Origin of the sequence: Roseiflexus sp. RS-1 (assembly GCF_000016665.1) — a bacterium.
Taxonomy (GTDB): domain Bacteria; phylum Chloroflexota; class Chloroflexia; order Chloroflexales; family Roseiflexaceae; genus Roseiflexus.
Genome location: NC_009523.1, coordinates 1 through 22,528, shown reverse-complemented (window position 1 = coordinate 22,528; position 22,528 = coordinate 1). Strand labels below are relative to the sequence as shown.

The window sequence follows — 22,528 nt, the reverse complement described above, 5'->3', positions numbered from 1 at the left end:
TTCTTCGGAGGTCAATCGCTTTTTCTCTTGCGCTCTATCGCGCAAGAGGTCCATAAGTGCAGCATTTTGCCGTGTTCGTGCAATTTCATCGGCAAAATCTTCTTCAGCAGCGACGACTTGCCCACGCCGCCAACGCCGTGAATGACCAGCATCCGTTTGGGCAACGTGGGCGCAGCGAGCCACTGCTTGAAGAGTTCGCGCAGGTGCTCCACATCGGTGAAATAGGTTTGCAGTTCGCGGTCGTGCTCGGAAAGAGAGGACATAGGTGGCTCTCCTTATGACAAAAGGTGAAGGATGAAGCAATAGCCACAGAGTTGCTGATTGCTGTTCAGGCATACGCAAAGACATCCAGTCGCACTGACTTGACAGGCTTGCCTTGTCCGCGTACCAGTTGTCGCACCGACTCAGCCGTCTCTCGGCTAAAAATGGTCTCACCACAACGGCGACAGACAACGGCGGGAATGTTTTCCACCAGCACGAACTGTCCGTCAATGTGAAACACTTCATGGACACGCGCCTCCTGTCCTTCCGTCGAACCGCAGACATGGCACTTGAACATTACAACCTCCGTTTTGAGAACTCTATCCATTCATCAGGATCAGGCTCGTATAGAGTGATGATTCTCACTTTTTCGTTTTCGGCATACGATACCTGAATGTGCAAGGGTCGTCCTTCTTGAGTAAAGCCCAATATCAGGCAACTGGGCGAGTACTTGTCGTCAGGATAATCTTCAATGATACGACCATTTCTCGCCGCTTGACGAATCTCGCTCTCGCTGATGTTGCGCTCAACGACTCGTCGCAGAGCATGGCGGGTAAACTCAAATTCGCCATTTGTCAGTTGTCGCAAGATTTGCTCGATGGTCTTCACAGCACTGCCTCAATCTGCTCCACCACACTCTTCTGCAGCGAGCCGTCTCCCGGCTCGCGCTCGCGGGCGATGCGTTCGGCTTCGAGCAGCGCGATACCTTCGGGGATGGGTGAAATCGTATCGGGGCGCGGCGTGCCGATGTCGTTCGTGCCCGTCTGCCACCAATCGCGCAGGACGATGAGCATCCGCCGCCCTTCCTCGCCGCGCTGCAGGCATTCGGGGATGATGGGACGCAACGGCGTGCCCTGGGGCGGCCGCTCAGGACTTCATCCGGCAAAAAGCGGTTGTAGCGCAGGGCGTAGATGAGAGCGTGCTGGTAGTAGCGCAGCACGGCGTCAAAGCCGTTCTCCCACGCAGGTGCGTTGCCTTCCCAGGCGATATGCCCCTGCGTGAGCCGCAGCGATGCCAGGTGGTCGTTGTATTCGTACTGCTGGGCGAGTTGCTCCACCTCCGCCGGCAGCGATGAAATGGCGGCATTGCCCCCCTGAGCGTGTTTGACGCGGATGAGGCCAATAAGAGCGGTGCGCGCAAAATAATGCCTGCTTTTTGAGACTTGCGCCTGAGAGATACATTCTTTGTAGTAGTTATCCGCTAATGTAAGATTATGAGCTGAGTTCTGGACACGTTTTGCGCTGACTTCCATAAGTTCTCCTAACCAATTATATAGCTCATAGCATCGCGGGTAATCTTTGATCTCTGTCTTCATCTCCAGACTCCGAAGTAATTTGTCCTTTGCTTCTTGGATTCTCCCCTGTCTTTTTAGAATAGCGCCCTCAAATCAGCACTGCTTGGTCGCCTTTTCCATGTAAAGCACTAAACTTTAAGAGAATGGAGAGAGATTCTGCAAAGTAATCCTCTGCTTACCTATATCGGCATTGCATTCCAATTAAAATAGGCAATATCTTCGCCTGCATTCTCTGTATATTCAATGGAATATGGCATGACCCTCTGCCCTTGCAACGCCTGTATGCTTGAAGTATACCATAGTGACGTACACATTGAACCGAACACAGAGCTACAGCCCACCGCTCAACCTTCAACCTTCAACCTTCAACCCCTCTCGTCAAAACTCACCCGGCGAGCGAGCCTTTCTCAGCATTGATCCGATTGCTATCCCCAGCAGCATATACGTGATCAGGGAGAGCGGAGCGAGCCAGATTGCCTGCGCCAGATCATTCGTCAACAGATTCACCGGGAAAGCCAGAAACCCGAGCGCGCCGTACACCGGATCGGCGCAGTACCAGGGCATGGGCATCACAGCGGAGATGCGGAGCGGCAAACAATGCATGGCAAGCGCCAGGAGGCTTGCAAGCGCCAGGGCGCCCGTGATCAGACCGGCGATTGCCCCACGTTGTACAGCATTGCTCATCGATCCTCTCTCCTGCACAAAGTGTAGCATAGATCGGCATTTCGCTCTTGACAAGAAAAATAAACGATGTATATTTACAGTGTAAATGTACGCTGTTTAGTTTTTGAGGGCGCATGTCCCCACGACCACGCAAAGGCGAACGCAGTATCAATCTGCAGGAGGCGATCAAGGAAACCGCCTGGCAGCACATTGCCAGGTATGGCGCTCCTGCATTGAGCCTGCGCTCCATTGCCCGCGCCCTGGGGATCACTGCGCCTGCCATCTACAACTACTACCCCGACCGCGATGCGCTGGTGACGGCGTTGATCATCGATGCCTTCACGTCCCTGGGCGATGCGCAGATCGCTGCGTGCGACGCCTTCCCGCCGCATGATCTCATCGGGCGGCTGTACGCCATCGGGCGTGCGTATCGTCAGTGGGCGCTGGCGCATCCGCAGCGCTATCAACTCATCTTTGGCGCACCGATTCCTGGTTATGTAGCGCCGATGGATCAGGTCTTTCCTGCTTCGGCGCGAGCGTTTGGCGCACTCGTGAGCGTGGTGGAAGCGGCGCGTCGGGCAGGAACGTTACAGACGGACTCTTTCCCGCCTCTGATACCAGGCTATGAGGCGCTCCTCGAAGAGTGGAAACTGTTTGGCGGCGATGCTGATATTCTGTCGCTCTCGGTGGCGGTGCTGATCTGGGCGCGGGTGCATGGACTGGTGTCACTCCAGATCACCGGGAACCTGCCACCCTTCGGCGCTGACATCAAGGCGCTCTATGAGTACGAGATTGCGTCCATCGAGCGGCAGTTTTTCAGGAGAGATGATCATTCCGGTTGATCCCGGCGTGGAGCGCCCCCGCGTTGCGCGACGAGATGCGGAGAACGTTTTCAGATGGCTGAAACTGTTACTGGGGAAAGGAAGTCGCTATGCTTCGTGAACTGGTGCTGCTGGCGTACAACTGGCATTCAATGGGGCGCTGGATCCTGTTGGCGCTGGCGCTTGCTGCTCTTGTGCGCTGCGGCTGGGTGTGGGTGCGTAACGAGGCGCGTGGAGGGATCGATCGGGTATTGCTGACAGGATTCGCTGCTGTGATGACCGTGCAGGGAGTGCTGGGTCTGGTGGCGCTCTTCGGTTTGGGCGCGCTGGGTGCAGCTTTCCCGCTTACGAGCATCCTTCACGGCATCGTAACCTGCCTCGCCATCGTCGTCAGTTTTCTGTTTCTGCGCTGGGATGATGCTCCCGTCAGGGTGCGGGCGCGCAATAGTCTGTTCTCGGTCAGCGGAGCGTTGATGTGTGCGGTTATCGGAATGTCGCTGCTTCCTGGCGGTCTGATGCGCATCGTGAACGTATGAGCGAAGAGGCGAACCATGAACGATATGACCGGTCGTGTCTGCGTTGTCACCGGCGCAAACACGGGTATTGGCAAAGCCACGGCGCTTGGTCTGGCGCGGATGGGCGCCACCGTCGTCATGATCTGTCGCAACCGCGCACGTGGCGAGGCGGCACAGACAGAGGTGCAGCGCGTCGCCTCTGCACCGGTTGACCTCTTTCGCGCCGATCTGTCGTCGCAGGCCGAGGTGCGTCAGGTAGCCGACGATATTCGTGCCCGCTATGCCCACATTCACGTTCTTATCCACAACGCCGGACTGCAACTGCCGCAACGCACCCTCAGCGTCGATGGCATCGAAATGACGCTCGCCGTCAACCATGGAGCGCCATTTCTTTTGACCCACTGTTTGCTGGATGCACTGAAGGCTGGTGCGCCATCACGTATTGTCGTCGTATCGTCGCTGGTGCATCGGTGGGGGAGCATCGATTTTGATGATCTCCATCTCGAACGCGGCTATACTATGGATCGGGCGTATTTCCGGTCGAAATTGTGCAATGTGCTGTTCACACGCGAACTGGCGCGGCGACTATCCGGTTCTGGCGTGACTGCCAACAGCCTGGAGCCGGGTCTGGTGAAAACTGACTTTGCGCGCGTCTACACTGGCGTGCAGGGATGGTTCGTCCATAATGTGTGGATGCGTCTGTTTGCTCAAACGCCTGAGCAGGGCGCGCAGACGTCGGTGTATCTTGCGACCTCGCCTGAGGTTGCCGGGGTCACAGGCGCACACTTCGCAAAATGTCGTCCCATCGAGCCGTCGACGCTTGCGCGTGATGATGCCCTGGCGCGGCGTCTGTGGGATGTCAGTGTGCATTTGTGCAATTATAGCAGTTCTCAGATACGTTGACCCTTGTCCGGGTCTGCCGTATCGCGCGAGACGGCCGCTTCCGGCGGAGTGTAGACCGAAATGATGGTCTTTGAGTCATTATTCCGCATAGCCCGCGCAGGCGGGCTTCGCCTTGCATAGCCGAGGGCTTCAGCCCGACGGCAAGAGGCGCATACCGGATTAAAACCGACAGGCGGAACGCGCCGTTGATTGCAGACGCATATGTCCGCTCTCGCCCGCGCAGGCGGGCTTCGCCCTGGCTAGCCGAGGGCTTATGGTCTTTGAGTACATAATCCGCTCCAGCCCGCGCAGGCGGGCTTCGCCTTGCATAGCCGAGGGCTTCAGCCCGACGGCAAGAGGCGCATACCGGATTAAAACCGACAGGCGGAACGCGCCGTTGATTGCAGACGCATATGTCCGCTCTCGCCCGCGCAGGCGGGCTTCGCCCTGGCTAGCCGAGGGCTTATGGTCTTTGAGTACATAATCCGCTCCAGCCCGCGCAGGCGGGCTTCGCCCTGGCTAGCCGAGGGCTTCAGCCCCACGGCTAGCGCGGGATAGCGGATTTATTTCTCAATCTTCATCAGCCCGACGGCAAGAGGCGCATACCGGATTGCGTCTGCTGTCACTTGACAAGACTGACAATCAGCGCACTTTGTGGCGGAATATCGGGCAGTGCATACGCGCTGATAGATCCATCGGCGCCGACGGTCAGCGGTTGGAGGTTGCCGCTGCCGAACAGAACATCAGGGTTGTACGTACCCGCTTCAAGATTGCTCCGCGCCGCCGAAAGGGTAACGCCCGACACCTGGTTGGCGCTGAAGTTGATGACGACCAGTGCAACATCGTCGTTGTGGCGACGGAGAAAAGCCGCTGCGCCGCCGGTTGCGCTCACAGGCGTGAAATCGCCTTTGCCGAGCGCCGGTCGGGTGGTATGCAGCCGGATGAGGGTGCGATACAGGTTGAGCAACGAGTCGGGATCGGCTTGTTGGGCAGCGACATTCACCGTCGTGAAGTCGCTCTGTGGCGCCTGCCAGGGTGTGCCGGTCGTGAACCCCGCTCTGGGTTCGCCGGTCCACTGCATCGGCGTGCGGATGCGCTCATCCGGTTTTGCGCCCGTCATGCCGATCTCCTCGCCATAGTAGATGAACGGGAGACCGGGCAGGGTCAGCAACGCAATTGCTGCAACGCGCGCTTTGCCGACATCGCCGCCAAAAACAGTCATGGCGCGTTCCTGATCGTGGTTGGTGAGGAACGGCGCCCAGCGCTGGTAGGGAAGGCGTGTCAGCGCTTCTTCCACAGCGGTGAGGTATGGTCCTGGCGCGCCGGTGTTCGCCGAGCGCAGGATCCCTTCTGCAACGCCAAACTCGAAGTAGGTGTCGAGCTGGTCGGGGTAGTACGCAGCAAGCGAGCCAGCGCGCCCGCCGAACACTTCGCCGACTGTGAACGCGCCCGGTTTGATCCGCTCGATAGCCGCCTCGAACGAACGCATCCAGGCGTGGGTTTCGCGCGTGCCTTCCTGCTCAGAACCGTTCTCAACGATGTGTTTAATGGCATCCAGTCGGAACCCATCGACCCCCATCTCATTCAGCCAGAAGGCGGCGATTCGCTCCGCCTCGGCGACGACTTCCGGGTTGCGATAGTTCAGATCGGGCATTTCGGCGACGAAGATGCCGTAGTAGTACTCGTTGCGCGCCGGCGAACGGTGCCACACCTGTTGTCCCCACGGTCCGCGGTAACCTGGATCAACTGGCGACCAGATGTACCAGTCGCGGTAGGGTGATGATGGATCGTTCAACGCCGAGAGAAACCAGGGATGCGCACTGGAGGTGTGGTTCAACACCAGATCGACGATCACCCGGATGCCGCGCCTGTTCGCCGCTTCGATCAGACGCTTGAAATCGTCGTTTGTGCCATAGTCTTTTTCAATGGCGTCGTAGTCGATGACATCGTAGCCGTGGTAACTCGCTGCTTCTGCCACCGGCATCAACCAGATGCAGGTGGCGCCCAGATCATCGCCTCCGGTTGGATCGCCGTCGTTGATGTAGTCGAGTTTCTCGATCAACCCATTGATGTCGCCAATGCCGTCGCCGTTGCTATCGTAGAACGAGCGAACGAAGATTTCGTAGCACACCGCAGTATCCCACCATCCTTCCGGCAATGGACGCGGTTCGGCTGTCGGTCCGAGGGTGATGGTCGGGAACGTGGTCGGCAGTGGAACGGTAGGCGTCGCTGCTGCGGGAGATGGCGCATTGGCTGCTATAGTAGCGAGCAGCGCCGCCTCTTCGCTCAGCGGTGTCGCAGAAGGCGCGACGGTCGGCTCAGCAGTTGGGGGCGCAGTTGCAGGTGACGCGCCGCAACCGGCAATGATGAGAACAATGCTCAGGAAGAGCGCGAGAACAGGTGCTTTCATTGTTCGTCGAACAGCGGCTTCTGCCCGAAGGCGTACTTCTCCGCCGTTGCCCAGTAGCGTGAAAAACGGCGGAGATCCAGGCGACCAGTATACGTCAGAAATGGCTCGACCGGCAAAACGGCGACAGGCAATTCACTGCGCAGACGGTTGCAGATCGCGCGGAAGCGCGGGCTGGGACTCGAAGCGGTTGCGATGCCATCGGCAGCGTGCTCGCGGGCGAATGCCAGAACTTCGGTCGCCACATCGCCGCGACGGATGACGACCGGCAGATCCAGTAGACACTCGTAGATGAAGACGATCCGTTTCAGCGAGATTCGCCACTCCTCGAGCAGGGCATCGTCCCACACCCAGATCGCGGGTGCGCCGGGATACGCCGTGAGCGCCGGTCCATACGGACTCAGGCAGTCACCGTGAACCCACACAATCGGGCGTGTGAATTGGCGCGTTGTCATCAGGTGTTCCCTCTTTCCGTCAAAAAAACCGCCCCCGCCTGCCTGTCCCGTATGACTGTTCCCTTCGCTCCTGTGCCCGTCACCTGCATGCACCGATGTGCTCGCGTGATGACGCCAGATGCGCCGGTTGCTCGATGATTGACTCATCACCTGCCCGGATGACATTCATCGGGTCTGGCGTCTGCATTCGCCGCATGGCATCGGCGACGCGCCTGGTGATGGCGCGCATAATATCGGGTGGACCACCGAGTTCTGCGAGACCGGCAGCCTGGAACGGTTCGGCAAAAACGACGCGCACCACCGGCGGTCGGTATGCTGGTATCAGCACCTGGAGCGTCGCCGCTGCCCACTCACGGTCGCGCCGTTTACGGTAGAGACGCGGTATCGGATTGCGCAGTGCGGCAGCCGAAATCGTTCCACCGACTGCGACCGGCAACACGAGCGTCTCCGGCGCCAGCCGCGCAAAGAGGGTCACACTTTCCGACCAGTTCGCCAGAGCATCGATGGCGTCGGGCATGACCAGCGGGTCGGGTTCGATCCTGCCGGCAGGGTAGATCAGCGCCGCGCCGCCGCGTCGGAGATGTGCCGCGATTGCGCGCATGCCGCTCATACGTCCGCGGCTTTCGTCTTCGCCTTCCGGTATGAACACCAGATGGCTGCTGATGTTCGGCAGCAGACGCAACAGTTTGCGCTCGGCGGCGATGACCTTCAGATCGGCGCGGCACAGCGCTGTGAACAGCGCCATCGCGTCCGACATCCCTGGATGGTTCGAGAGCACCAGCAGCGGACCTCGCCGGGGAACCAGTTCTGCCCCATAGATTTCGAGACGACGGGCGAAGGTATGCACGATCCACGATGCGCCGACGTGCAGACCACACGAGCCGACCATCTGTTCATACGCCAGGATCTGATGCGCAAAGCGGCGCGCAGGGAGCCAGCAGATCAACTCCAGCAGGCGGCGACCGCGCCGGATACGGTCGAGTTTGAACGAAGCGATCAGGTCTTCAATATTCAGACGGGTGACTGCATCGAGTTGTTCCGGATCGCGCTCTCTGCGCAGTGTATAAAAGCCCATCGCATATTCATCCGCCAGCGTCGGTTGCATCACGAAAGAGACGCCGGTTCAGCGCCTCGTGGGTTCCTTCGAAGTCGCAGCGTCCGTAGAGGGGGCATGTGCGGCAGTAGACGCCATCGGTAAAACGTTCCAGGTTTTCACGATTGAAGATGTACGGTTTATGGCTGAAGGTGCTCGCCACCCACTGCCACGACAGATTGTTGCTCGCCGGGTCGCCGTCGAGCAGGTGTTCGAGAAACCAGCGCGCACCCGCCTGCCACGCGACTCGTCGCCAGTGTACCACATACGATGCCAGCCACATGCGCGCATGGTTGTGGAGGTAGCCGGTGGAGCGCAGGTCGCGGCTGAATGCGTCCATACATGCCAGCCCTGTACGCCCTTCAATGATGTCGTCCGGCAGTTCGGCGGCATACTCGTCGGCGCGGTAACCAGTCTTGTATGGCTCCTGATCGCGCCAGACATCATCGCCAAGGCGTTCGTAGAGCCGCTGCCAGTAGTCGCGCCATCCCAGTTCACTCACCAGTTTGGCAGCATCGGCGGGGCGGCGCACCCGACTGAGCGCAGCGTCGCGCACCTCCGCCAGACTGAGCACGCCATAGCGGATGTAGGGCGACAGATGGGTGACCGCACCATTCAGGTAGTTGCGTGTGGCGGCGTAGCGGCGCGGGTCGATGCGCTGCAAGCGCACCTCCGCTTCCTGCCGTCCGCCACGGATCGCGCTCACCTCACCGCTCCGTGCCGCAGCCTGCGGAAACTCACGGCGCAGGTAGGCGATCAACTCATCGCGGCTGGCAAACTCCCGGCGCATGTTGGAGGACATAGGCAACTTCCTGCTATTGGTAACGATACGTTACGCAATAAGCGAATTGGTGGATGGGTCAGCAAACCTGGACACGGTTTTCTCCACGCGCGCTCTATGTGTGCCTCTGCGGCAAAACAACCTTTCTTCTTGCGCGAGACTCATAAGATGGCAATGTAAAGGCGCCACCCAAGAGCCGGATGACCTGGTGCAAAACTCAGCATGACGCCTGTTCAGGCAGTCCGTTCGAGAGTTTTGCACCAGAAACACTGCTAACGAACGATCAAAGGCAAAAAGATGGCCTTCTGGATGGTGTAGATCTCCCCATCGGTGAAGTTCCCATTGCCGAAACCCGAACCGCCGAGGGGATTGCCAGCTGCATCGATAATAGTATCGTTATCGATCACGTCCAGCCGCAGCGTGCCTGTGCCTGTACCGGTGCTTACCGTGACGGAGTAAGTGTTGCCCGAACCGCTGACGCTCGTGACGCTCATGCCGCTTAGACTGCCGGTGGTAGTAAGGGCGAAGTCGCTTGCGTCCACGCCAGTCACAGGTTCAGAGAATGTGACCGTGAAGCGCACGCTGGCGGCACTGGTCGGGTTCGGGTCGGCGCGAGTGATAGAGACAACAGTGGGGGCAGTGTTGTCTTCTCTATCATGAACGAAGATGTCTTGGGTACCATTCGTATCCCCGTCTACCAGGTTGCTGGCATTCGACTCAAATGCTATATAGCGCCCATCGGCAGAGATGGAAGGAGCAGATGACACGTTGTTCGCTTCCGTCCCGTCGAAAGCAATAGAGACACGGGTGGTGACCCCAGTCTGCCGGTCATGAATGAAGATGTCTGTGATGAAACCAGTATCCCCGCTCACCAGGTTGTTAGCCTGCGACTGAAATGCCACATAGCGCCCGTTGGCGGAGATGGAGGGATCATTTGACCCACTGTTTCCTTCCGTTCCATCAGAAGCGACAGAGACGCGGGTGGTCTGGCCGGTCTGCCGGTCGTGAACGAAGATGTCTTGGGTACCATTCGTATCCCCACTCACCAGGTTTGTGGCTATCGACTGAAACGCCACGTAGCGCCCGTCGGCGGAGATGGAGGGTTTAATTGATACACTGTTCCCTTCCGTTCCATCAGAAGCGACAGAGACGCGAGTGGTAGCACCTGTCTGCCGGTCGTGGACGAAGATGTGTGTGGTGCCATTCGTAACCCCGCTCACCAGGTTTGTGGCAGATGAATGAAATGCCACATAGCGCCCGTCAGCGGAGATAGAGGGAGCGAGTGACCCGCGATTCGCTTGCGTGCCTCCCGGACCGATAGAGACACGGGTGGTGGCGCCTGTCTGCCGGTCGTGGACGAAGATGTCTCCAGTATTGTTCGTATCCCCACTCACCAGGTTGCTGGCAATCGACTCAAATGCCACGTAGCGCCCATCAGCAGAGATGGAAGGATCAGACGAAGCGAGGTTGGCTTGTCCTCCGCCTGTAGCCACCGAGACGCGGGTGGTCTGACCAGTCTGCCGGTCGTGGACGAAGATGTCTTGTTCGTTATTCGTATCCCCGCTCACCAGGTTGGTGGCAAGCGATGCAAACGCCACATAGCGCCCGTCGGCGGAGATGGAGGGATCAAATGAAGGGCCATTCGCTTGCGCTCCGCCTGAAGCGACTGAAACGCGAGTCGTCTGGCCCGTCTGCCGGTCGTGAACGAAGATGTCTTGGACGCCATTTGTATCCCCACTCACCAGATTTACAGCAATTGATGCAAATGCCACATAGCGCCCGTCGGCAGAGATGGAAGGAGTGAAAGACCCGCCATTTGCTTGCGTTCCATCCGAAGCAACTGAGACACGAATGGTATTCCCCGGCGCAGCGCGAACAGACCCCGCCGGTGTCAGTATCAACGCCAGCAGCAAAAGCATTGAACAAAAGTGGGCAATGGTTTTGAGAGAAACCACAGTAACCTCCTGAAATGATGCGTGCTCATCAGCCATCGTCATCAGTAATAACGAGACTGTGCATCGAAAATTATAATTATATACAGTGTCAATTCGTCAAGTTACAGAAAGTTTAGGGATCACCATTATCAAGACTCTGATATCTATAGCAATTCTCATAGAGGTTGAACCTCGTCGGACGACCGCAGTACGTGCGGGCTCAAGCCCTCCCTGAGCGCATGGAAGCCCCTGCGGGGCTGGCGTTTCGGTTATCCTTGCCATATTTCGGGGGGACCGGGGTTGATCCAGCCCGCAGGGCTTGCCCGACCTCAGCCAGGGCTTATGGTCTTTGAATAAATAATCCGGTGTAGCCCGCGCAGGCGGGCTTTGCCCTGGTTAGCCGAGGGCTTCAGCCCCACGGCTAGCGCAGTATAGCGGATTTAATTTTCAATCTTCATCAACCCGCCGGAGGCGAAGATGGAACGCTCCAGAAATCCGGTCAAGGGTTCAATGCATCTGAGAACCGCTATAAACCCCTACAACCCCTCCACCAACCCCGCAGCCTCGCGCATGATCGCTGCGCGTTCGGTAGCGTCGAGTCGCGCCAGCCCCAGCACTGCCGGACCAAGCCGTGGATTGGCGCGGAGCGTCGTTTCATGCTGGATCAAAAAGTTCCAGTAGAGCGTATTGAACGGACAGGCATCCGGTCCGACGCGCTGCTTCGGGTTGTAGCGACACCCATCGCAGTAGTCGCTCATCCGGTTGATATACGCAGCCGAAGCGATATACGGTTTGGTCGCCGTCAACCCGCCATCGGCGTTCAGCCCCATACCGATCACATTTGGCTGCATCACCCAATCATAGGCGTCGATGTAGTGCGCCAGGAACCAGTCATTGACCTCTGAAGGGCGGATTCCTGCCAGCAGGCAAAAGTTGCAGACCACCATCAGACGTTCGATATGGTGGGTGTAGCCGGTCGCAATTGCACGCTTGATAACATGGCGCAGGCAACGCATGTCGGTTTCGCCATTCCAGAAGAAGCGCGGCAGCGGACGCATCGCATTCCAGGCGTTCGCATCGCGCAATGCGGGCATCAACCGCCAGTACTGCCAGTAGATATACTCGCGCCAGCCGATGACCTGGCGCACGAATCCCTCGACTGACTGGATCGGGGCGGCGCCGGTGCGGTATGCTTCCTCAGCAGCGCGCACCATCTGCAACGGTTCGAGCAGACCGATATTAACGTAGGGCGAGAGCATTGAGTGGAACACCACATCATGCGTGGCGCTCATGGCGTCCTCGTAGGGTCCGAATGCCGCCAGGCGATTGGTGATGAAGTCGTTGAGCGCCGCTTCCGCCTGCGCGTGGGTGACGGCGAGCGCAAATCCGGTTGCTGTGCCGACCCCGCTGCCGCGCGCATCGACGTCGGTCATCACCTGGCGTGTGATCGCATCCGGCTCGAAGGTGATCGGCGGCGGCGGCGCAACCGTGCGGGGCAACGGACGGCGATTCTGGCGGTCGAAGTTCCATTCCCCGCCGGTCGGCGAACCGTCCGGTTCGATCAACACCGCGAAGCGGCGGCGCATCGCGCGGTAGAAGCGCTCCATGATCACGCGCTGCGACGGCTCGATAGCCGGGAAAGGATCGTACTGACCGACAAGAAACTGCGTGTTCGGGAGTACGTCGACCGGAATCCCAAGAAGGGCGTGGAGGGTTTCGTGCTGGAAGCGTCGCGTCTCATACTCGGCAGCCGCCATGGTCACCAGGCGCTGCGATCGATGCTGCGCAACGTGATGCTGCAACCCCTCCGCAAATGACGGCGCGCGCACCTCATCGACCAGGTACCCGCGCTCGCGCAGCGCTGCTGCGTAGTGGCGCATAGCACTGAGGATCAGGACGATCTTCTTGCGCTGGTAGGGCAACTGCGCTATCCGCGCATCGCTTTCCACCAGGACAATGCGGATATTTCGACGACCAGAACGAGACTCCGCCGCCTCAATCGCCGGGTGCGCACGCAGCAACTGGTCGCCAGGAATCCAGACTGTGACCGGCGTATCACTCATCTCAATCGTGCAAGACGAAAACCGACCTTCAGAAGGGGATACGTCTGCGCAAAACCGGTGGATGCCGGGGCAGCGCTGGCGGTGTATCGCGCGTGCTGCGGAAATGCTGCAACCATGAGCCCATCCGATCCTGGCATTTCATGGTGCAACGCCTGAGACGTTTTGGGGGAACTGTTCACACCTGGGGTGGCACACGCGCCTGCGAGGGCAAGATGCCCCTGCCCCCAGGAGAAATGTGAACACTTCCTTTTCAGGCGAGTCTTTGAAGCGCCAGTGAAATATGGTATAGTACTATGAGAAATGTTGACGAGGGTAAAAGCGTGACAGTACTCTTACTGGTTCGTCACGGCGCAAACGACATGGTGTACGGTCGGCTTGCCGGTCGTCTCCCCGGAGTGCGCCTGAACGAAGAAGGGCGGCGTCAGGCAGCCAATCTGGCGGCGCGCCTGGCAGACCTGCCGATCGACGCGATCTATTCCAGCCCGCTGGATCGCACCGTCGAAACTGCCGAGGCGATTGCTGCGCCGCGAGGTCTCTCGATCCGGTTGGTCGAGGCGCTGCAAGAGGTGGACTACGGCGAGTGGCAGGGCGCCGAACTCAAGGAACTGTACAAACACGAGTTGTGGCCCGGCATCCAGCATTACCCCAGCGGCACCCGTTTCCCGAACGGCGAAACGCTGGGCGAAACGCAGATGCGGATCGTGACTGCGCTCGATGCGCTGCGCGCGCGCCACCCGAAAGGGTTGATCGTGGTTGTGTCGCATGCCGATGCCATTCGGTTGGCGACGGCGTACTATATCGGCATCCACATCGACCTGTTCCAGCGGCTCGAAGTCGCTCCCTGCTCGGTGACCGCCATCGGGTTCACCCGGATGGGGCCACGATTGCTGGCGTATAATGATACCGGTTCCCTGTCACATCTGAAGCCGAAACCGGAAGAGACGCAACCGGCATCTGCAGGATCGGCGCCGCCAACCGATCAGGCGTCGGAGAATGGCGTCGAGGCGTCGGCAGAAAAGACAACCGGCTCGCCAACATCGGCGTAGTGGTGTGCAACGTGGTTGTACTGGCGTATGGCTATGGCAAAGTTCACGTATGATCTCGACCCGGTGACGCGCATTACGGCAAGCGCAGTTGGTCCGCCGGGGCAGCGCGTCTTCTACATCCAGGCGCGCCGTGGGCGCGAACTGGTTTCACTCATTGCGGAGAAGGAACAGGTTCGGGCGCTTGCTCAGGCAATCGATCGCCTGCTCGAAGAACTGGCAGAGAAGAATCCGCTCCTCTCTTCTTCCGACGATCTGCTTCTGGCGAGCGATATGAACCTGGAAGAACCGATCGAACCGCGTTTTCGTATTGCTCAGATGGGGATCGGGTACGATGCTGAACGCGATATGGTCATTCTGGTGATGCAGGGGTACCGTGAGGACGGCGAAGATGATGAGCCGCCGACGGCACGTTTCGGTGCATCGCGTCAGCAAATGCGCGCTTTGAGTGAACACGCGGCGAGCGTGGTTGCCCGTGGGCGAAAGATCTGCGGCAACTGTGGCCGTCCAATCGATCCCGGCGGTCACTTCTGCCCGCAAATGAATTGATATGAGCACAGAGTTGAGTGTCGGCGACGTGCTGGCGCTGCTGGCGAAAGGCGAAATGGAAGTCCAGGGCATGATGCCCTGGAGCAGTAACTATACGCTGCTCGTCACTGTGCGCGACGGCGATCTGCAGGGGCTTGCCGTGTACAAGCCACGCCGCGGCGAACGCCCGCTATGGGATTTTCCGCGCGGTACGTTGTGTCAACGGGAGTTCGCCGCCTTCCTGCTCAGCGAAGCCCTCGGCTGGTCGCTTGTGCCGCCGACCGTTCTGCGGGATGGTCCGTATGGCTATGGCTCGGTGCAGTTGTATATCGACTGCGACCAGGATGCGCATCTGTTCACCATGCAGAAGGAGGGCGGCTACGAGGATCAACTCGCGCGCCTGGCCGCCTTCGACATCCTCTCGAACAATGCCGATCGCAAGAGCGGCCATTGTTTGAAGGGAACGGATGGACGCCTCTGGGCGATTGACCACGGTATCTGCTTTCACGCCGAACCGAAGTTGCGAACCGTGCTCTGGGACTACGCTGGCGAACCGATCTGTGAAGAGATCATGGCAGACCTGCGCGCATTGCGTGAAGATGTTCGCAACGGCAGGCGGTTCATCCGCGCACTCGAAGGGTTGCTCGCTCCCGAAGAGGTGCGCGCCTTCCGCCGCCGCCTCGACCGCCTGATCGAAACCGGGTGCTACCCCGATCCCGGCGCTGCACGCCATATTCCCTGGCCTCCTGTCTAGGGTGTTCCCCCTCCTTTCCTCGCCAAATGAACGATCAAGCACTCCTGCGGGTGTGGTATAATTTCGCTCAACCTGTTCCATCCATCACAATCACGACGTGCGACCGACGATGACGCGGCCGCCGATGGGTGTTGAGCCGCGCCCTCGATTGAGTTCTTGAAGAAAGGGAGCCTGGAGCGTGGATGCACAATTGGGAACTGAAGGACGCCCTGTGCGCGTGGCTATCGTTGGCGCTGGCCCCGCCGGGTTCTATGCCGCCGAGGCGTTGCTCAAACAGTCGAACATCGTTGTCCTGATCGATATGTTCAATCGCTTTCCAACACCGTATGGACTGGTGCGCGAAGGCGTCGCACCCGACCATCAGTCGATCAAGTCGGTAACGCGCATTTATGATCGCATCGCTTCCGATCCCCGCGTGCGCTACTTCGGCAACGTAACCTTCGGTACCGACATCACCCACGAAGACCTGAAACAGTTCTACGATCAGATTGTCTACGCTGTCGGTGCGCCGGCTGACCGGCGCATGGGCATTCCCGGCGAAGACCTGATCGGCAGTTACCCGGCGACGGCGTTTGTCGGCTGGTACAACGGGCATCCTGACTATTGCAACTGGACGTTCGATCTTTCGCATGAACGCGCCGTTGTGGTCGGCAATGGCAATGTGGCCATTGACGTGGCGCGCATTCTGGTGACCAACCCTGACAAACTGGCGAAGACCGATATTGCCGATTATGCCCTGGAGGCGCTGCGGCAGAGCAAGGTGCGCGAAGTCGTGATGCTGGGGCGCCGCGGACCGGCGCAGGCGGCATTCACCAATGCGGAGATCAAAGAACTCGGTGAACTGGACGGCGTTGATGTGATCGTCGATCCTGCCGACCTGGAACTCGACCCGATGAGCGCCGAGCATGTGAAGGAGGACAAGTCGGCGGCACGCAATGTTGAAATTCTGCGCTCGTTCGCCGCGCGCACGGTTCATAACGCCCCGCGCCGCATTCGGATGCGTTTCCTGACATCACCGGTCGAGTTGATCGGCGAGAATGGTCGGGTGGTGCGGGTGAAGGTGGAGCGCAACGAACTGGTGGTCGATAAGAACGGCGGTCTGCGGGCAAAGGGCATTGGCGTCTACGATACTATCGAAGCGGGATTGGTACTGCGGTCGGTCGGGTATCGCGGAGTACCGTTGCCCGGAGTGCCATTTCAGGAAGGGTCGTTCATTATTCCGAATGTCAACGGTCGGGTCATTCGTCCGCGCGATGATGCGGTCATTCTGGGTGAGTATGTGGTGGGTTGGGCGAAGCGTGGTCCATCTGGCGTGATTGGCACCAACAAACCGGACGCCGTTGCCACTGTGGCAGCTATGGTTGAAGACCTGCCGAAATTGCCTGGCATTCCCGACGAAAACCGCGATCCGCAGCGCATCGTCGAGTTGCTGCGCGTTCGTAAACCCGATTTCGTCACCTACGCAGATTGGAAGCGGCTCGATGCGTATGAAACGGCGCGTGGCGCCGAACAGGGTCGCCCGCGCGTCAAGGTGACCACCGTTCCCGAAATGCTGGAGGTTATTCGCGGAACATCGTCGTAACACGTGTACATCAGGCTCAATGCTCGCCGTCGAAAGCCAGGGATGACTTCGCTGCAAAACGCACCGCTGAGACGCCGAGGGCACAGAGGACCCTACAAACGAACCATGATGGATGCATGGTGAAGCATGCGTGTGCGTGACTCGCTATGGAATCCGCCGCTGCGAACGCTGCGCCTCAGCGATGACATACCTTTTTGCAGTGGACGCAGGGATCATTCCCTGGCTTTCTGGCGCCATGCGACCGGCGCTGTGCGCAGCGCGCTGAGACCAGTCAAATACTACGAACGAAAATCTTGCTTCCTTCGACGCGACTATGCTCCCCTTCCGTCTCCTGGATGGCATACTTTCCTCACCGAATCCTTATGTTTGCGATGCATCATACCGGTCGAAGCGGACGTACCATAAAGTGACCGCTATCGATGGGTTCAGGGGCAGGACAGAACATCGATATAAAAGGATCCCCCTTTTCCCCTCGTAGGAGAAGGCGTGCACCGCGCAGACGCAGAAGAGACGTGTTGAGAGAAACATCCGCTTCCGGGGTATAATTCATACAGAAAGAGAAACCTATGCAGGCGACCGGGGAACCCATGACCGAATCGACCGCTACCGAAGTGCAGCAGTTGATCGCCGAAGGACGAGCAGCCGCGCTGGCAGGCGATACGTTTACGGCGCGCGCCCGGTTTCGCCGCGCCACTGAACTCGACAGCGAGAATCCCGAAGCGTGGCTCGGTTTGAGCAGCGTCGTTCCGATCCTTGCCGAAAAGCGCGACTATCTCCAGCGCGTGCTGGCGCTCGACCCGACCAATACCGAAGCCGCAGATAGTCTGGCGTATGTCGAAAAATTGATTGCGGAAGGGTTGCAGATTGCACCTTCACACCGTCGCCAGGAACAACACGCAAGCGGTAATGCCTCGCCGTTGCTCTCCGCCCCGGAACCGCCGACCACAACTGTCGATGTGGCGTACTGCTACATCCACCCCGACCGTGAGACCGGTTTGCGCTGCGTGCAGTGCAACCGCCCGATCTGCGGCTCGTGCGCGCAGATGACCCCCGTTGGCCAGTTGTGCCCGGAGTGCCGCAAGGCGCGCCGCCCGCCGCACTACCAGGCGGAACTTTCGCACATGCTGATCGGTGTGGTGATTGGGTTTTTTGCTGCGCTGATCGGTTCGATTCTGGTCGTGGCGCTTGCCGGTGTGCCGTTTTTGGGGTTGTTCCTGGCAATGATGTCCGCTCCGCTCATGGGTGCGCTGACGGTGCGCATCGTCGAGCAGTTGACGCACAAGCGCGGACGCGCAATGCAGGCGTCGGTCGGCGTCGGGTTGGGGTTGGGTGCGCTGCCGCTCTTTGGGTTTGGCGTTATTGCCCTGCTGAGCGGCGCCGTGTTGCAGTTGCTGTTGATCGGGTTGTGGATGGCGCTGCTGATCGTTACGGCTGTGGCGCGCCTGCGTTAGCGCCTTCTTATTTGGTAGTGAATATTCATAATCCCCCAGCAGGGTTTATGCTCTCCCATACACCGGGATCGCAGCGCCACTGATGATCCGCGCATCGGGACCGACGAGGAACAGTACGACGCGTGCAATCGCCTCTGGCGCGACCCAGCGACTATGGTCAGCTTTGGGATCGGCGGCGCGATTGGCGGGGGTGTCGATCACGCTGGGCAGAATGGCATTCGCAGTGATGTTCGAGTCGCGCAGTTCAGCAGCGAGCGCCTCGGTCAACTGGAGAACCGCGCGTTTGGCAGCGCCATACGCAGCGACATTCCTGGCGCTTTGCGTTGCGGTGCGACTGCTGACGTTGACAATCGCTCCACCGCCACGCGCCAGCATATGCGGCACCGCTGCAGCGCATGAGATAACCGCCGTTTTGAGATTGATGTCCAGTTGCTGCTGCCAGAGCGCCCAGGATGTGCGGTGCACCGGTTCACCGCCAGCAAACCCTCCTGCAACATTGACCAGGATATCAATGCCGCCGTGGGCGCTGGCAACCTGAGCATACGCCTGTTGCACCGCTGTTTCGTCGGTCAGGTCCAGCAGTCTGCCATCCAGTCGCGTACTGGCGGGGGCGCCGAGACGCTGACGCAGATGGTCGAATTCAGACGGATTAATGTATGGAACCCACACCGTCGCGCCAGTGTCGAGCAACGTCTGCACCACGGCGCTGCCAAGCGCCCCGGCGCCGCCGGTTACAATTGCAATCTTTCCTTCGAGCATAGCGTTTATCGGTTTCCTCTGTGTTGCACCTGTTTCATTCTGTCGGTTACGACATGGGCACCTGCGGGACGATCATCCCCTCGATACGCTGGAAAATCTCCGGGATCGAATGACCGGTGATGGTCAGTCCGTGATTTTTCAAGCCGATCACCGCGCGTGACGGATCGGGCGCCTGACGCACCAGTTCCGCTACCTCGGCGGCAAGTTCGTAGGTGCCGCACGGATAGTTGACCTGTGTGGAAGGAATGGGATCGCGCCACCAGGCGTGGATGTGAATGATCGCCTGCACCTGCGGATGCTCGCGATAGATCATGTAGTGCTCGATGGCGTCGACCGAAACACGACGCGGCTCGATATGTGGCGGCACGCTCAGGTTGATCTGCAGGTTTTGTGGATCATACCCGGTGACCAGCAGAATGTCGCGCCCCACCACCTCAAGGCGGCTCTTGTCAACCCCCGATGCCGACATCCAGAAATAATCCGGGTTGTGGAGCGCGCGGGCGCTGAGGTTGCCATAACTGAGACCGCCAATGCCGTACAATCGCCTGACGTGGCGCAGTTCGCGCTCCGAAAGGTATTCGTGGATCGGGATTGCCGCTGGCAGCAGGCCCATCCCATCGAGTTGCCGCCCCGCCCAACTGATCTGGCGTGTGGCTTCATCGCCCTCCCACAGATAATCCGGCAGGTCGGGCGTGAACTTGTTGTTGATCACCAGATGACTGCACGCCAGTGGCTGAATGCGCCGATAGATCTGATCGAAGAATGTCTGCTCGTCACCTTCGAGTCGCACCGTGTAGTGCCCCTGCTCGATGGTGACGAAATGGCTTTCGAGCACGCCATCGATGCGCGTGTTGTAAATCACCATGTTTGCCAGCGAGCGCACAATCAGCGGATACGCCGCTTTCATCACATCACGCTGGTTGTCTTCCCCCTCAACAATGGTCACAACAAATGTGCCCTGTCCACGGCGATGGATCGGTCGTGGGCGATCAAGATCGCACAGGTTCAACACCAGGCGTGCAGGCGGTGATTCAGGAGCTTCATCGTCTGTAGGGGCGTCGGGCGCGATGAACGCATGTCCGTGGCGTTCCAGCGCCGCGCTTAACCCCTGCGCAAACCAGAGAACGAATGCGCTTCGGGTGTTTCCAGCAGTTGTAAAGGTCAGATGCTCGTCAGGGGCAAGACTCGGCCCCATCAACGGCGTCCAGGTATCCTGATGCATGGCACTTCCTCGAATACATGGTGCAACGTTTCGTGCAGCCGTCTGGTCTTCACCGTATCTTATGCAAGCATAGCCGCATGAGGCGTCTCTGTCAAACAGCAGAGCCTGTCCAGCGCATGCTGCGGTTACTCCCCTGGCAGATAAGCTGGACAGGCTCTGTTTATCCGGCGCTGTGCAGCAGGCGTTCGCGAATCGTCGCAACTTCCTGGCGCAGGCGCGCGTCCGAGTTGAGTTCTTCGGTGATCTTCTCGCAACCATACATAACGGTCGTGTGATCACGCCCGCCGAGCAGTTGACCGATTTCCATCAGGCTCGAGTCGGTTTCCTCACGGAGAAGATACATCGCCACCTGACGGGGAATGACGATATTGCGACTACGACTGCGCCCCTGTAATGCACGCAGATCGACGCTGTAGAATGCGGCGACTTCGCGCAGGATGGCATCGGGGGTCACCCGTTTGCGCCGGTTGGTGTCGAGCAGTTCGCTCAGTGCTGCGGTCGCCACCTCGATGGTCACCGGAACATTATACATTTGCGCAAATGCTGTCACCCGATTGAGGCATCCTTCCAGTTCGCGAATATGGCTCTGAATGCGCTGGGCAAGGAAGTCGATCACCGGTTGGGGTACCGGAACCGGTGATTGCTCCGCTTTTGCGCGCAGAATTGCTGTGCGCGTCTCCAGATCAGGCATTTGCACATCGACGATCAACCCCCACTCAAAGCGTGAGCGCAGGCGCTCTTCGAGCGTCAGGATCGCCTTGGGCGATCGGTCTGACGATATGACGATCTGTTTCCCGGCAGAATGCAGTGTGTTGAAGGTATGAAAAAACTCTTCCTGGGTTTGCTCTTTGCCCGCAATGAACTGAATATCGTCGATAAGCAAAATATCGATATTGCGGTAACGAATGCGAAACTCCTCCGTCTGCTGGCGGCGAATGGAGTTGATCAGGTCATTGGTGAACGTCTCGGAAGAGACGTAGAGCACATTCACCTCCGGGTCGCGGTCCAGCACGAAGTTGCCGATGGCGTGCAGGAGGTGCGTTTTCCCCAATCCCACGCCGCCGTAGAGGAACAACGGATTGTACGCCTGCGCCGGATGTTCCGCCACCGCCATGCACGCGGCATTCGCCAGGCGATTGCTTGGTCCGATAATGAAGCGGTCGAAGGTATACCGCGGATTGAGCATGCTGGAACGCACCGCCCGATGTAATTCGAGTTGCTGTGGCGGCGTCCGTTCGAGCGGATGGTTCACGCCATTGCTGGAGCTGCCCGGCTGCAACGGTAAACTTTGTGCAGTCCTGCGCGTCTCGTTCTCCGTGGATCGCCCGTTGTGTGGTGCGCCATCGAAGCGCTCGAAGTCGGGCGATGCCAGGACGACGCGCACATCGACCGGAAAGCCGACCACCGATCCCAACTGTTCGCGGAGAGTGGCGAGATATCGGCTTTCCAACCCTTCTTTGATGAAGGCGTTCGGCGCGCGAACAATCGCCACGCCATTGTCGATCTCGAGCAGGGTGGCGCCGCGTACCCACGTGTTGTACTCGTGGCGCGGCAGTTGAACCTGGAGCGATCCCAGTGTTGTATTCCAGACTTTGGTGAGGTTCACTGCAACCCCCCTGTTGTTGGCAAACACAATCCCCCTGGAGTACAACCTTTGGACTCCAGTGCGGCATATATGCGATGGACACAGATGACGCTTTCCTTGCCAGAGGTCCTTCGTGCAAGCGTTTCTTGTGCCACCGATCATACCCCATGCCTTCGTACTTTTCAAGCCGAAAGAAGGCTTCCGGTTATCGCACTTCCTTATAGTAAGTGCTCTCCGATCTGCGGTCGTGATTGTGAGATCCCGCACGTCGCCTCTTTGCTATGTCGAGCAACGGTGATCAGAATCGTGGATAACTCTGGACGAAGGGTCGATCCTGAGGGATTGTTATCGCTTGTTTATGGGCAATACGGCGATTCATACAATGGAAGGATGTTATCCACAATTTTGTGGATAACATCCCGGATAATGTGGAAA

The 22,528-nt window shown here is 58.9% G+C and carries 22 protein-coding genes; 8 read left to right on the top strand and 14 right to left on the bottom strand.

Features of this window, described 5'->3' with window-relative positions:
• Positions 1-11: 11 nt before the first annotated feature.
• The 5 genes from ROSERS_RS00110 to ROSERS_RS00090 form a co-directional block, all read right to left on the bottom strand.
• Positions 12-263, bottom strand: coding sequence for a hypothetical protein (locus tag ROSERS_RS00110; protein WP_011954825.1), 252 nt, complete (start codon positions 261-263; stop codon positions 12-14).
• 65 nt (positions 264-328) lie between these two features.
• Positions 329-559 (bottom strand): YgiT-type zinc finger protein, encoded by a 231-nt coding sequence (locus ROSERS_RS00105; protein WP_011954824.1) that lies wholly within the window; start codon positions 557-559, stop codon positions 329-331.
• Complete coding sequence (locus ROSERS_RS00100) at positions 559-870, bottom strand: DUF4258 domain-containing protein (protein WP_011954823.1); 312 nt, start codon at positions 868-870, stop codon at positions 559-561. The genes ROSERS_RS00105 and ROSERS_RS00100 overlap by 1 nt, the downstream gene beginning before the upstream one ends.
• Positions 867-1,055, bottom strand: coding sequence for a hypothetical protein (locus tag ROSERS_RS00095; protein ID WP_011954822.1), 189 nt, complete (start codon positions 1,053-1,055; stop codon positions 867-869). The genes ROSERS_RS00100 and ROSERS_RS00095 overlap by 4 nt, the downstream gene beginning before the upstream one ends.
• Before the next feature lie 878 nt (positions 1,056-1,933).
• Positions 1,934-2,239 carry a hypothetical protein gene (locus ROSERS_RS00090; protein WP_011954821.1) on the bottom strand — a complete coding sequence of 102 codons (306 nt, stop codon included), beginning with the start codon at positions 2,237-2,239 and terminating at the stop codon, positions 1,934-1,936.
• Positions 2,240-2,352: 113 nt separating this feature from the next.
• Between ROSERS_RS00090 and ROSERS_RS00085 the strand changes: the two genes are divergently transcribed.
• The 3 genes from ROSERS_RS00085 to ROSERS_RS00075 all read left to right on the top strand — a co-directional run bounded on the left by ROSERS_RS00085 (position 2,353) and on the right by ROSERS_RS00075 (position 4,457).
• Positions 2,353-3,060, top strand: coding sequence for a TetR/AcrR family transcriptional regulator (locus tag ROSERS_RS00085; protein ID WP_011954820.1), 708 nt, complete (start codon positions 2,353-2,355; stop codon positions 3,058-3,060).
• 89 nt (positions 3,061-3,149) lie between these two features.
• On the top strand, positions 3,150-3,575 hold the full coding sequence (locus ROSERS_RS00080) for a hypothetical protein (protein WP_011954819.1): 426 nt from the start codon (positions 3,150-3,152) through the stop codon (positions 3,573-3,575).
• A 15-nt stretch (positions 3,576-3,590) separates the two neighbouring features.
• A complete protein-coding gene (locus tag ROSERS_RS00075; RefSeq protein WP_011954818.1) occupies positions 3,591-4,457 on the top strand; it encodes an SDR family oxidoreductase in 867 nt (288 codons plus the stop codon).
• 601 nt (positions 4,458-5,058) lie between these two features.
• Here ROSERS_RS00075 and ROSERS_RS00070 read toward each other — a convergent pair.
• From ROSERS_RS00070 to ROSERS_RS00045, 6 genes are all read right to left on the bottom strand, one after another.
• Entirely contained in the window at positions 5,059-6,846 is a 1,788-nt protein-coding gene (locus tag ROSERS_RS00070) for an alpha-amylase family glycosyl hydrolase (RefSeq protein WP_011954817.1), read from the bottom strand.
• On the bottom strand, positions 6,843-7,298 hold the full coding sequence (locus tag ROSERS_RS00065) for a hypothetical protein (protein WP_011954816.1): 456 nt from the start codon (positions 7,296-7,298) through the stop codon (positions 6,843-6,845). Before ROSERS_RS00065 ends, ROSERS_RS00070 begins: the two co-directional genes overlap by 4 nt.
• Before the next feature lie 79 nt (positions 7,299-7,377).
• On the bottom strand, positions 7,378-8,403 hold the full coding sequence (locus ROSERS_RS00060) for a 1-acyl-sn-glycerol-3-phosphate acyltransferase (protein WP_232282866.1): 1,026 nt from the start codon (positions 8,401-8,403) through the stop codon (positions 7,378-7,380).
• Positions 8,381-9,193 carry an FAD-binding domain-containing protein gene (locus tag ROSERS_RS00055; RefSeq protein ID WP_011954814.1) on the bottom strand — a complete coding sequence of 271 codons (813 nt, stop codon included), beginning with the start codon at positions 9,191-9,193 and terminating at the stop codon, positions 8,381-8,383. Before ROSERS_RS00055 ends, ROSERS_RS00060 begins: the two co-directional genes overlap by 23 nt.
• Before the next feature lie 251 nt (positions 9,194-9,444).
• Entirely contained in the window at positions 9,445-11,163 is a 1,719-nt protein-coding gene (locus ROSERS_RS00050; protein ID WP_198136339.1) for a TolB family protein, read from the bottom strand.
• Between the two features lie 479 nt (positions 11,164-11,642).
• On the bottom strand, positions 11,643-13,169 hold the full coding sequence (locus ROSERS_RS00045; RefSeq protein WP_011954812.1) for a cryptochrome/photolyase family protein: 1,527 nt from the start codon (positions 13,167-13,169) through the stop codon (positions 11,643-11,645).
• A 320-nt stretch (positions 13,170-13,489) separates the two neighbouring features.
• Here ROSERS_RS00045 and ROSERS_RS00040 point away from each other — a divergent pair, with 320 nt between their 5' ends.
• The 5 genes from ROSERS_RS00040 (at position 13,490) to ROSERS_RS00020 (ending at position 18,527) form a co-directional block, all read left to right on the top strand.
• Positions 13,490-14,215 carry an MSMEG_4193 family putative phosphomutase gene (locus ROSERS_RS00040; RefSeq protein ID WP_011954811.1) on the top strand — a complete coding sequence of 242 codons (726 nt, stop codon included), beginning with the start codon at positions 13,490-13,492 and terminating at the stop codon, positions 14,213-14,215.
• Positions 14,216-14,248: 33 nt separating this feature from the next.
• Positions 14,249-14,761 carry a DUF3090 domain-containing protein gene (locus ROSERS_RS00035; protein WP_041332586.1) on the top strand — a complete coding sequence of 171 codons (513 nt, stop codon included), beginning with the start codon at positions 14,249-14,251 and terminating at the stop codon, positions 14,759-14,761.
• 1 nt (position 14,762) lies between these two features.
• Positions 14,763-15,494: an SCO1664 family protein gene (locus tag ROSERS_RS00030; protein ID WP_011954809.1), complete on the top strand. Its 732-nt coding sequence runs from the start codon at positions 14,763-14,765 to the stop codon at positions 15,492-15,494.
• Positions 15,495-15,672: 178 nt separating this feature from the next.
• Entirely contained in the window at positions 15,673-17,076 is a 1,404-nt protein-coding gene (locus ROSERS_RS00025; protein WP_011954808.1) for an FAD-dependent oxidoreductase, read from the top strand.
• Positions 17,077-17,663: 587 nt separating this feature from the next.
• Positions 17,664-18,527: a hypothetical protein gene (locus ROSERS_RS00020; protein ID WP_011954807.1), complete on the top strand. Its 864-nt coding sequence runs from the start codon at positions 17,664-17,666 to the stop codon at positions 18,525-18,527.
• Positions 18,528-18,572: 45 nt separating this feature from the next.
• On the opposite strand, the gene ROSERS_RS00015 is transcribed toward ROSERS_RS00020, so the two are convergent.
• The 3 genes from ROSERS_RS00015 to dnaA form a co-directional block, all read right to left on the bottom strand.
• Positions 18,573-19,286, bottom strand: coding sequence for an SDR family oxidoreductase (locus tag ROSERS_RS00015; protein ID WP_011954806.1), 714 nt, complete (start codon positions 19,284-19,286; stop codon positions 18,573-18,575).
• Between the two features lie 46 nt (positions 19,287-19,332).
• Positions 19,333-20,508, bottom strand: a complete 1,176-nt coding sequence (locus ROSERS_RS00010) for a class II aldolase/adducin family protein (RefSeq protein ID WP_011954805.1) — start codon at positions 20,506-20,508, stop codon at positions 19,333-19,335.
• Between the two features lie 160 nt (positions 20,509-20,668).
• A complete protein-coding gene (gene dnaA, locus ROSERS_RS00005) occupies positions 20,669-22,114 on the bottom strand; it encodes a chromosomal replication initiator protein DnaA (protein ID WP_011954804.1) in 1,446 nt (481 codons plus the stop codon).
• Positions 22,115-22,528: the final 414 nt, after the last annotated feature.